At 71.3% G+C, this 11,113-nt stretch carries 9 protein-coding genes; 5 read left to right on the top strand and 4 right to left on the bottom strand.

Annotated elements, in window-relative coordinates:
• Nucleotides 1-73 precede the first annotated feature (73 nt).
• Both ABD363_RS06265 and ABD363_RS06260 read right to left on the bottom strand, forming a co-directional pair.
• Nucleotides 74-751, bottom strand: coding sequence for a potassium channel family protein (locus ABD363_RS06265; RefSeq protein ID WP_344600426.1), 678 nt, complete (start codon nt 749-751; stop codon nt 74-76).
• A complete protein-coding gene (locus ABD363_RS06260; protein WP_344600424.1) occupies nt 751-1,422 on the bottom strand; it encodes a potassium channel family protein in 672 nt (223 codons plus the stop codon). The genes ABD363_RS06265 and ABD363_RS06260 overlap by 1 nt, the downstream gene beginning before the upstream one ends.
• Nucleotides 1,423-2,125: 703 nt before the next feature.
• Between ABD363_RS06260 and ABD363_RS06255 the strand changes: the two genes are divergently transcribed.
• Complete coding sequence (locus ABD363_RS06255) at nt 2,126-4,174, top strand: APC family permease (protein ID WP_344600422.1); 2,049 nt, start codon at nt 2,126-2,128, stop codon at nt 4,172-4,174.
• Nucleotides 4,175-4,228: 54 nt separating this feature from the next.
• A complete protein-coding gene (locus tag ABD363_RS06250; protein WP_344600420.1) occupies nt 4,229-5,560 on the top strand; it encodes a class I SAM-dependent RNA methyltransferase in 1,332 nt (443 codons plus the stop codon).
• 483 nt (nt 5,561-6,043) lie between these two features.
• Here the strand turns inward: ABD363_RS06250 and ABD363_RS06245 are convergent, their stop codons facing one another.
• Nucleotides 6,044-6,979, bottom strand: a complete 936-nt coding sequence (locus tag ABD363_RS06245; protein ID WP_344600418.1) for an MBL fold metallo-hydrolase — start codon at nt 6,977-6,979, stop codon at nt 6,044-6,046.
• 11 nt (nt 6,980-6,990) lie between these two features.
• The gene (locus ABD363_RS06240; RefSeq protein WP_344600416.1) at nt 6,991-8,316 is read right to left on the bottom strand and encodes an MFS transporter; all 1,326 of its coding nucleotides are present in this window, start codon (nt 8,314-8,316) and stop codon (nt 6,991-6,993) included.
• A gap of 148 nt (nt 8,317-8,464) precedes the next feature.
• Between ABD363_RS06240 and ABD363_RS06235 the strand changes: the two genes are divergently transcribed.
• From ABD363_RS06235 to ABD363_RS06225, 3 genes are all read left to right on the top strand, one after another.
• Nucleotides 8,465-8,671, top strand: coding sequence for a hypothetical protein (locus tag ABD363_RS06235; RefSeq protein WP_344600414.1), 207 nt, complete (start codon nt 8,465-8,467; stop codon nt 8,669-8,671).
• Nucleotides 8,658-10,049, top strand: coding sequence for an amidase (locus ABD363_RS06230; protein WP_344600412.1), 1,392 nt, complete (start codon nt 8,658-8,660; stop codon nt 10,047-10,049). The genes ABD363_RS06235 and ABD363_RS06230 overlap by 14 nt, the downstream gene beginning before the upstream one ends.
• 142 nt (nt 10,050-10,191) lie before the next feature.
• Complete coding sequence (locus ABD363_RS06225; RefSeq protein WP_344600410.1) at nt 10,192-10,821, top strand: TetR/AcrR family transcriptional regulator; 630 nt, start codon at nt 10,192-10,194, stop codon at nt 10,819-10,821.
• Nucleotides 10,822-11,113 lie beyond the last annotated feature (292 nt).

The following is an 11,113-nucleotide window of genomic DNA, read 5'->3' as shown; positions in this document are numbered from 1 at the left end:
GCCGGCCGCCGGGGCGCCCCCGTGGTCCCGGGTGTCCCCGGCCTCTCAGGAGGATGCCGTCACCTCGGCGGGCTCAGCCCGCCGGGTCCTTGCGGCGCACCGACAGCAGGTCCTCCAGCTGCTCCTCGCGGGCCTGCGCGGCCACGAACAGCAGCTCGTCGCCCGCCTCCAGGGAGTCGTCCCGGGACGGGGTGAGGACGCGGGTACCGCGGATGATGGTCACCAGGGAGGTGTCCTCGGGCCACTCCACGTCACCGACCTGGGTGCCGGCCAGGGCCGACTCCTCCGGCAGGGTCAGCTCGACGAGGTTGGCGTCGCCGTGGCTGAAGCGCAGCAGCCGGACCAGGTCGCCGACGCTCACCGCCTCCTCGACCAGGGCCGACATCAGGCGCGGCGTGGAGACGGCGACGTCCACGCCCCACGCCTCGTTGAACAGCCACTCGTTCTTGGGGTTGTTGACCCGGGCGACGACGCGCGGCACGCCGTACTCCGTCTTCGCCAGCAGCGAGACGACCAGGTTCACCTTGTCGTCGCCCGTCGCGGCGATCACGACGTTGCAGCGCTGGAGCGCCGCCTCGTCCAGGGACGTGATCTCGCAGGCGTCGGCGAGCAGCCACTCCGCCCGCGGGACGCGCTCGACCGAGATGGCGGTCGGCGCCTTGTCGATGAGCAGGACCTCGTGGCCGTTCTCCAGCAGTTCGCCCGCGATCGAGCGGCCGACGGCGCCGGCTCCGGCAATGGCGACCCTCATCAGTGACCGCCCTCCTCTTCGGGACCCTTGGCGAACGCCGCCTCGACCTTGTCGACCTCGTCGGTGCGCATCATCACGTGCACCAGGTCGCCTTCCTGCAGCACCGTCTGCGAGGTGGGCAGGACCGCCTCGCCGAGCCGGGTCAGGAACGCCACGCGGACGCCCGTCTCCTCCTGGAGCCTGCTGATCTTGTGACCCACCCAGGAGGTGGACGCGTGCACCTCGGCGAGCTGGACGCCGCCGGTCGGGTCGCGCCACAGCGGCTCGGCGCCCGAGGGGAGCAGCCGGCGCAGCATCTGGTCGGCCGTCCAGCGGACGGTGGCGACGGTGGGGATGCCCAGGCGCTGGTACACCTCCGCGCGCCGGGGATCGTAGATGCGGGCGGCGACGTTCTCGACGCCGAACATCTCCCGGGCCACGCGCGCGGCGATGATGTTGGAGTTGTCCCCGCTGGAGACGGCGGCGAAGGCGCCCGCCTCCTCGATGCCCGCCTCGCGCAGGGTGTCCTGGTCGAAGCCGATCCCGGTGACCCGGCGGCCGCCGAACGAGGAGCCCAGGCGGCGGAAGGCGGTGGGGTCCTGGTCGATCACGGCGACCGTGTGCCCCTGTTGCTCCAGGGTCTGGGCAAGGGCGGAGCCCACCCTTCCACACCCCATGATGACAATGTGCATCGCGTCACACCGCGCTTCCTGCAGGCCCTCTGACCTCTGCAAATGTCGTGCTCATGTCTCTCTTTCGGCTCGCCGGGCAACCGTCGCGGCCTGCAAGCGGGCCGCCAGGCAACATCATGCCGGTGAACACCGACGGCGATGCCCTCCGGGGCCGGTGCCGCGTCCGCCCGCCCCTCTCCAACGTATCGGCCCCGCCGAGGGAGCGGCCGGGGGGCCGCGACCGCGGCCCGGAGGCACCGGCCGCGGGGACCGCCGCCAGGGGCGGGGCCCGCGGCGCCGACCGCGAGGGGCCATCCGCCGTCACGGGCGGGATCCGGGAAGCGTGAGGAACGACACGGCGACGCACGGTGGCGGCCCCGCCGGCCGGGTGCGGGCGGGCTCCCCCCGCGCACCCCCACGCGCCCCGGCTCCCCGGGGCGCCTCCCCGCCTCCGTCCGATGCCGCGCACGCTCACCGGGGTCAGGACTCCGGGGCCGGCCGGGGCGGCCGCGGCGCCGACCGGTTCCGCGGTCGTGCACACGGGACCTCCGGGAGCGGCACCGGCAGGAAGACCGGGCGGGTTTCGTCATACGGGCACGACAACGCCGTGACCTGCGCGATCCGCGGGCGAACCGACCGCCGCTCTCCCCCGGAGGGCAGACGGCGCGGGGATCCGGGGCGGCAAGTGGGCGGTCCCCCGTTCAAAGGCTTACGATCCTCTGTTGTGTCCAAACTGACCGACGTGCCCAAACGGATTCTCATCGGGCGCGCACTGCGCAGTGACCGGCTGGGGGAGACCCTCCTGCCGAAGCGCATCGCACTCCCTGTCTTCGCCTCCGACCCGCTGTCCTCCGTGGCGTACGCGCCCGGCGAGGTGCTCCTGGTCCTCTCGATCGCGGGTGTGTCGGCGTACCACTTCAGCCCCTGGATCGCGGTCGCGGTCGTGGTGCTGATGTTCACCGTGGTGGCCTCCTACCGGCAGAACGTGCACGCCTACCCGAGCGGCGGCGGCGACTACGAGGTGGCGACCACCAACCTCGGTCCCAAGGCGGGCCTGACGGTCGCCAGCGCGCTGCTCGTCGACTACGTCCTGACCGTCGCCGTCTCGATCTCCTCCGGCATCGAGAACCTGGGCTCGGCCGTCCCGTTCGTCGTCGAGCACAAGGTGTTCTGCGCGATCGCCGTGATCGTGCTGCTGACGCTGATGAACCTGCGGGGTGTGAAGGAGTCGGGCACCCTCTTCGCCATCCCGACGTACGTGTTCGTCGCGGGCGTCTTCACCATGATCGCCTGGGGCGCGTTCCGCGGACTGGTGCTGGGCGACGAGATGCGGGCGCCGACAGCGGACTACCAGATCAAGCCCGAACACCAGGGCCTGGCCGGTTTCGCCCTGCTCTTCCTGCTGCTGCGCGCCTTCTCCTCCGGCTGCGCCGCGCTCACCGGCGTCGAGGCGATCTCCAACGGCGTCCCGGCCTTCCGCAAGCCCAAGTCGAGGAACGCGGCGACCACGCTCGCGCTGATGGGCCTGCTCGCCGTCACCATGTTCTGCGGCATCATCGGCCTGGCCATGGCCAGCGACGTCCGCATGGCCGAGAACCCGGCCGTCGACCTGGTCCACGACGGCACCCCGGTCGGCCCGGACTACGTGCAGGACCCGGTGATCTCCCAGGTCGCCGAGGCCGTCTTCGGCCACGGCAGCCTCCTGTTCATGGTGCTGGCCGCGGCCACCGCGCTGGTGCTGTTCCTCGCCGCGAACACGGCGTACAACGGCTTCCCGCTGCTCGGCTCGATCCTCGCCCAGGACCGCTACCTGCCGCGCCAGCTGCACACCCGCGGCGACCGCCTCGCCTTCTCCAACGGCATCGTGCTGCTGGCCGGCGCGGCCGTGCTCCTGGTGTGGATCTACGGCGCCGACTCCACCCGCCTGATCCAGCTGTACATCGTCGGCGTGTTCGTGTCCTTCACGCTCAGCCAGACCGGCATGGTCAGGCACTGGAACCGCCACCTGGCCGGCGAGAAGGACCCGACCCGGCGCCGCCACATGGTCCGCTCGCGCGCCATCAACGCCTTCGGGGCCTTCTTCACCGGCCTGGTGCTGGTGGTCGTCCTCGTCACCAAGTTCTCGCACGGCGCCTGGGTCGCGCTGCTCGGCATGGTGATCTTCTACGCGACGATGACGGCGATCCGCCGGCACTACGACCGCGTCGCCGAGGAGATCGCGGCCCCGGAGGGCCCGAGCGACGACATCGTCCGGCCGTCCCGGGTCCACTCGGTCGTCCTGATCTCCAAGATCCACCGCCCGACGCTGCGCGCGCTCGCCTACGCCAAGCTGCTGCGCTCGGACACCCTGGAGGCGCTCAGCGTCAACGTCGACCCGGCGGAGACGAAGGCGCTGCGCCAGGAGTGGGAGCGGCGCGGCATCGACGTGCCCCTGAAGGTCCTCGACTCGCCGTACCGCGAGATCACGCGGCCGGTCATCGAATACGTCAAGAGCCTGCGCAAGGAATCGCCGCGCGACGTGGTGTCCGTGATCATCCCGGAGTACGTGGTCGGCCACTGGTACGAGCATCTGCTGCACAACCAGAGCGCGCTCCGCCTCAAGGGCCGGCTGCTGTTCACGCCGGGCGTCATGGTGACCTCGGTGCCGTACCAGCTGCAGTCCTCCGAGGTGGCGAAGCGGCGGGCGCGCCGGGAGCAGGAGTGGAACGCGCCCGGATCGGTGCGGCGCGGTCCCGCCCAGGAGCCGGCGAGGGAGTCCTCGTCGGCACCGTAGACTGGTGGGCTGTCGTCCCCCGTTCCCCCGTCTCGTATCTGGAGTCACCCCGCCATGCAGTCAGAAGAGAAGAAAACGCTGGTGGGGGAGGAGTACGAGGTCGAGATCGGCCCCGTCGCCCACGGCGGCCACTGCATCGCCCGTACGTCCGCCGGCCAGGTGCTGTTCGTCCGGCACGCGCTGCCCGGTGAGCGGGTCGTCGCCCGTGTGACCGAGGGCGAGGAGGGGGCCCGGTTCCTGCGCGCCGACGCGGTGAAGGTGCTGGAAGCCTCCAAGGACCGCATCGAGGCGCCCTGCCCGTTCGCCGGTCCCGGCCGCTGCGGCGGCTGCGACTGGCAGCACGCCAAGCCGGGCGCCCAGCGGCGGCTGAAGGGCGAGGTGATCGCCGAGCAGCTGAAGCGGCTCGCCGGGCTCACGCCCGAGGAGGCCGGCTGGGACGGCACGGTGGTGCCGGCCGAGGGCGACAAGGTGCCCGCGGGCCAGGTCCCGGCGTGGCGCACGCGCGTGCAGTACGCGGTGGACGCCTCGACCGGCCGGGCCGGACTGCGCCGGCACCGCTCGCACGAGGTGGAGCCGATCGACCGCTGCCTGATCGCGGCGCCCGGCGTCAGCGAACTGGGCATCGAGAAGCGGGACTGGACCGGCATGGAGTCGGTCGAGGCGATCGCGGCGACGGGCTCGCAGGACCGCCAGGTGGTCCTGACGCCGCGGCCGGGGGCGCGCCTGCCGCTGGTGGAGCTGGACCGCCCGGTGTCCGTGCTGCGCGTCGACGAGAAGTCGGGCGGTGTGCACCGCGTGCACGGCCGCCCCTTCGTCCGCGAACGCGCGGACGGCCGTACGCACCGGGTCGGCGGCGGCGGCTTCTGGCAGGTCCACCCCAAGGCGGCGGACACCCTGGTGACGGCGGTCATGCAGGGCCTGCTGCCGCGCAAGGGCGAGACGGCCCTCGACCTGTACTGCGGGGTCGGCCTGTTCGCGGGCGCGCTGGCCGACCGGCTGGGCGAGAAGGGCGCGGTGCTCGGCATCGAGTCGTCCCGGCGCGCGGTGGAGGACGCCCGGCACAACCTGGCCGACTTCGACCGGGTCCGCATCGAGCAGGGCAAGGTCGAGTCCGTCCTGCCGCGGACCGGCATCACCGAGGTCGACCTGATCGTCCTGGACCCGCCGCGATCGGGCGCGGGCCGGAAGACGGTGGCGCATCTGACCTCGCTGGGGGCGCGGCGGATCGCGTACGTGGCGTGCGACCCGGCGGCGCTGGCGCGGGACCTGGCGTACTTCCGGGACGGGGGGTACCGGGTGCGGACGCTCCGGGCGTTCGACCTGTTTCCGATGACGCATCACGTGGAGTGCGTGGCGATTCTTGAACCTGCCGCAAAGGACGTCTGACCTGCGGTTGCGCGGCCCAGGTGGGTCGCTCGACCTGTTTTCCTCCGTACAGCGGGTCGGGCAGACCCACTGCTTGTTCAAACTTGCCTGACCTGCGGTTACAGGGTGTGGTGGGGTTCGTACGAATGATGTCGGCGACGTGCATTCATCATTGTTGACGCTCGAATGACGCTCGATTCGTGAGACTGAAGCAGGGCCGCGTTGCTCGGCCGGCGATGGACCAGTGGAGCCGGCAGGTCGCCCTCGTTCGCGACGCGTCGGCGTGACTGTCGCCCACGAGGGACAGTCGACAGCCGGCTTACGCAAAGGGCGCAAGCCGGTGATCGGTCATAACGTCGTCCGGCCCCATCGGTGACGACGGAGCGCATGCCGGAGGAGTCTCATGGCCGCTCCCGGGCCGTCCGGTCGCGGACGCCCAGGACGTCACCCGCATGGACTCGGTGCGACTCGGTGCGCGGCACGTCCCGGGTGCTCCGATCCGCTTCAGCCGCCGATGGGCGTGACCCCTGAGGGAGCCGGGACCAGTCGGTACCCGCCGTCCTCGGGTAGCACGTGTCCGGCGGTCGGCGGCGGGAAGTGGCTCCCCAGCAGCAGAGTCGACGTACCGGCCAGTGAGCCGAGCACCTGGTTCCGGGTCCTGGCCGCGAGTTCCGGAGCGACGTCCACACAGCTGCAGAGCTCCGGATGCGCCATCTGGACCGGGTGGTGGATGCTGTCGCCGGTGACCAGTGCGGTCTCGCCACGGCTGCTCAGTTCCACCGCTACCTGCCCCGGTGTGTGGCCGGGGGTGGGCAGCAGACGGATGCCCGGCGCGACGTCCGTGCCCTCGTCCGCGACATCGATGAGGTCGAACAGACCTGCTTCCCGGACGGGAAGGACCGAGTCCCGGAACATCTGCCGACGCGCCTCCTCCATGTCGACACCCGCCCAGTAGTCCCACTCGGTGCGTGAGGTGAGATAGCGCGCGTTCGGGAAGGTGGGCACCCAGTCGTCGCCCTCGGCACGCGTGTTCCACCCCACGTGGTCGGCGTGGAGGTGGGTCAGGACCACGACGTCAACGCTCTCCGGCGCGAAGCCCGCCGCCCGTAGCCGTGCTTCGTAGTCGCTGTTCAGGTTGTGCCAGGCGGGGTTGGCGCGCCGCTTCCCGTTTCCGATGCCGGTGTCCACCAGCACCCGCATGCCGTCCACCTCGACGGCGAAGCTGTGACTCGCCAGGCGCAGGACGCCTTGTTCGTCGGCGAATTCGGGGCTCAGCCAGGGAGTCCGGCTCACGAGGTCGGTGGTCGCCCCGGGCAGCAGCCACGGACCGGTCTGGGCGGGCAGGGCCACTTCGTCGATGCGTCGTACGGTGTGGTCGCCCACCGTCCAGGAAGGGGCGGGGGGAGTAGTGGACTTGGTCGTTCGCGATGAGGTGAACACGGCGATCTTCCTTACCTGTTGTGGGTCGCGAGGACGGAGATGTCCGGAGCGGGTGTGTCGGGTGAGGCGGATGTGCAGTTGCTCGTTGCCGGGCGGGAGTGGGCGCCCGGGGACGGTGTCCGGCGCCGACTGCGCAGCGGCGCGGTCAGCGTCGCGACTGCGACGGTCGCCAGTACGGCCACGCAGCCGGCATAGGCCAGTGCTGCCGCACGCAGCCCGAAGCCGGCGGTGAGGGCGCCGGCGCCGATGGCGGGCAGACTCATCGCCAGGTAGCTGAGTACGTAACAGGAGGCGAGCGTGCCGCCCTTCTTCCGGGCCGGGACCGAGTCGACGACCGCGCGCAGCGCACCCTGGGAGACGGCTCCGAAGCCGAACCCGGCCAGCGCCGCCCCGGCGAAGAGAAGTACGGGGCCGGCGAGATGGAGGGCACCCAGGGTCAGGACGGCCGCCGGAATCACCGCGCAGCTCCCGAGAAGAGCGGACACGTCGGCACGCATCCTGCGCGTGAAGTACACCGTCGGGGCGGCGACGGCCGTCAGCGTGAAGAAGACCATGCCGCCGGCGTATTCGGGTCCGTCGGGGGAGACGAGCCGTGTGAAGCCCGGTCCCAGGGAGGAGTAGAAGCCGCCGAGTGCCCAGACTGCGACGACGCCGGCGCTGTTGCGCAGGAGAGCGTGGGCGGCCGCCGACGGCAGCGCCAGGCGGGGCCGCGTCGAGCGCAGTGCTCCGGGACGGCGGCGGACGGTCTCGGACGTCGAGACAAGGGCGATGGCCTGCGCGGCGAACACGGCGATCAGGGCCGCGTACACCGTGATCGTCGGAACGGGGGCGAAGCGCACCATGAGGGTGGCTGCCAAGACGCCGGCCGCCATGCCCGTCACCGGCGCGATGCTGTTGGCCAGAGCGGGGCGACCCGGCCGGGCGGGATCTTCCAGGTCGAGGAGAGCCGCACCTGCTGCGCTGGTCGCCGCGCCAGTCGCGATGCCCTGCAGCACGCGGGCGCCGATCAGGGTGGTCAGGCCGCCGGCCGTCGCGAACAGTGCCATGGAGGCGACCTGGACCGCGAGCGCGCCCAGGAGCACGGGGCGGCGTCCGACATGGTCGGAAAGGGTTCCGGTCGTCAGCAGTGCGATCAGGAGCGCCAGAGCGTAGGCGCTGAAGACCACGGTGAGGTCGAGGGACGACAACTGCCACTGAGCCTGGTAGTGGGGATACAGCGGGGTCGGCGCGCTGGATGCGGCGAGCAGCGCGATCAGGATCGAGGCGTGCAAGGCGAACGGCAGACGTCCGGATGGGGAGGTGCGCGGAGGCGCGAGGCCCGCGGGGACGCTCTGCATGAGGGTCCTTCCGGTGCTAAAAGCGATTGGTTTGCTTTAAGCCACCGTAGACCCTACGATCGACTAAAGCAAACGATTTGCTTTTGCGGTGGTCGGGGCTCCTGCACCAGCCCGGCCCCGTCGCGTCGCACAGATCCGGAAGGAAGCCATGACCAGCGAACTCACTCCCCAAGAGGCAGCCCGAGGGGCGCTACGGGCGGGGCTCCCCCTCGGGGACGACCGACACGAAGGAGTGGCCGTGACGGCCAACCACATCCACTCCGTGATCAGCACGTTGCGCGAGCTCGATTTCGGCGAGACCCCTCCCGCGTCCTCCTACCGAGCCGGACAGGGGAACGCCGATGCAACCGTTTGAGCTGTCGCTGACCGAAGCCTCCCGTGCGGTGCGCGCACGGGAGCTGTCCCCCGTCGAACTCACCGAATCGGTGCTCGCCCGTATCGCCGCCGTCGAAGGACGGCTGGGCGCCTACGTCACCGTCGCCGCCGACGCGGCCCTGGCCGCAGCGGTCCGCGCCGAACGGGAGATCTCCGGAAGCGGACCGCGCGGGCCGCTGCACGGGATCCCCATGGCGCTCAAGGATCTGATCGACGCAGAGGGAATGCCCACCACGGCGAGCTCGCGCGTCCGGGCAGGGCACGTGGCGGAACGCGACAGCCGGGTGGCCGAACGGCTCGGCGCCGCCGGGGCCGTCCTCCTGGGCAAGACGCACACGCACGAGTTTGCCTACGGCCTGACCACCCCGCAGACGAACAACGCCTGGGACCACAGCCGGGTCGCGGGCGGGTCGAGCGGCGGCTCGGCGGTGGCTGTCGCCGCCGGCGGGGCGACGTTCGCCATGGGCACGGACACGGGCGGTTCCATCCGGGTCCCCGCGGCCCTGAACGGCGTGGTGGGCCTCAAGCCGACCTACGGCCTGGTCCCACGCACAGGCGTGACCTCGCTGTCCTGGTCCCTGGACCACGTGGGCCCTCTCACCCGCACCGTCCAGGACGTCGCGCTGGTGCTGTCGGCGACCGCCGGCCACGACCCGCGCGACCCGGCGAGCGTGTCCGGCCCGATGCTGGACCGCTTCCCGGGAGGCGACCTGCGAGGACTGAAGGTCGGCGTACCGCGGAACCACTACTTCGACCGGGTCACGCCCGAGGTCGAGGAGTCCGTACGCGGCGCGATCGAGCGGCTGGCGGAGCTGGGGGCGGAGCTCGTCGACGTCGAGATCCCGATGGCGCGTTACATCCAGGCCGTCCAGTGGGGGCTGATGGTTCCCGAGGCCACCGCCTACCACGAGCGGCCGCTGCGGGCCACCCCCGACCTGTACGCGGCGGACGTTCGCATCCTGCTGGAGGCCGGCGAACTCACCTCTGCGGGCGACTACCTCCGCGCCCAGCGGGCCCGCACCATGATGCGAGACGCCTGGGCTCGCATGTTCGACGGAATCGACGTCCTCGCCGCGCCGACGGTGCCGATGACCGCCGCCGAGGCGGGGCAGGAAGTCGTCGAGTGGGCCGATGGCACGACCGAGTCCGTGTCGGACAGCTACGTCCGCCTCTGTGCCCCGGCCAACATCACCGGTGTCCCGGCCCTCACCCTGCCGGTCGGCCACGACCGCGCCGGACTGCCGATCGGTATGCAGCTGATGGCGCGCCCCTTCCACGACGCGACGGTGCTCCGGGTGGGCCGGGTCTACGAGGAGTCGGTGGCCGGCGCGGGGCGGCTTGCTCCCCTCGCTGCCTGAGGGAAGGCGGACGTTCCAGCTGGCATGCGGTCGCGTCGCTGCAGGGGCGTCCGCCGTGCTCGGGCGCCCGGATGCGTGGCCCCGCGGGCCGCCGACGCCGGCCACCGCCTTGAAGCAACAAAATCGCATTAAGGTGGATCGCATGAGTCCCAGGCCCATGGCTCGCCCCGGCGGGCGCAGCGCACGCGTACAGGAGTCCGTCCATGCGGCGGTACGTGAACTCGTAGCAGAGGTGGGCCGCGACGCGCTCACGGTCCCGATGGTGGCCACTCGGGCGGGCGTGACCCCCTCCACGATCTACCGTCGTTGGGGCGACCTGCGGGAACTCCTGTCCGACGTGGCCGTCGAACGATTGCGCCCGGAAACGGATCCGGCCGATCTCGGAAGCCTGCGGGCCGATCTCGACGCGTGGGCGGAACAGTTCCTCGACGAGATGTCCTCGCCGCCCGGGCGCGCCTACATCCGGGACACCCTGCTCGGCGACCCCGACGGAACCAATGCCGGTCAGTGTTCGGCGTATGCCGCAGAGCAGATCGACATCGTGTTGGCCCGTGCGGTGCGGCGGGGGGAGCCGGTGCCCGAGACGGAACTGCTGATCGACCGTGTCGTGGCGCCGATCATGTACCGCATCCTCTTCCGTCCTGGCCGACTGGACGCCGCATACGCGCGCGAGCTCGTGACGAACGCCTTGCACGCCCAGCAGATCGAGGCCGGCGCTCGCCCCGCCCAGGCCGCCGCCCCTCGGCGCTCGAAGAAGGAACCCGACAACTGACCACTTCGCTCATCGGGTGGTCCGGCCACTGGGTTGTGGAGGCCAAGCGGCCGGCTGTACTGGCAGGGGTCCTGAAATCACCGGCAACGACCGACCAGGACGTAGCCCTTGGGCGTGACGTCCGTTTGACGCTCCGTGCGCACGAAGAGCCCTTCGGTGGAGCAGAAAACGGCCCCTGACCTGGTGTTGTGCGAGACCCATCCTGTCGGGACATCTTTGCGATGACCCACCACGTTGAGTGCGTCGCGATCCTGGAACCGGCCGCGAAGGGCTCCTGACCTGCGGTTTCGTG

Origin of the sequence: Streptomyces glaucus, assembly GCF_039533365.1 — a bacterium.
Classification (GTDB): Bacteria; Actinomycetota; Actinomycetes; order Streptomycetales; family Streptomycetaceae; genus Streptomyces; species Streptomyces glaucus.
This window is presented reverse-complemented; position numbering and strand designations above follow the sequence as displayed.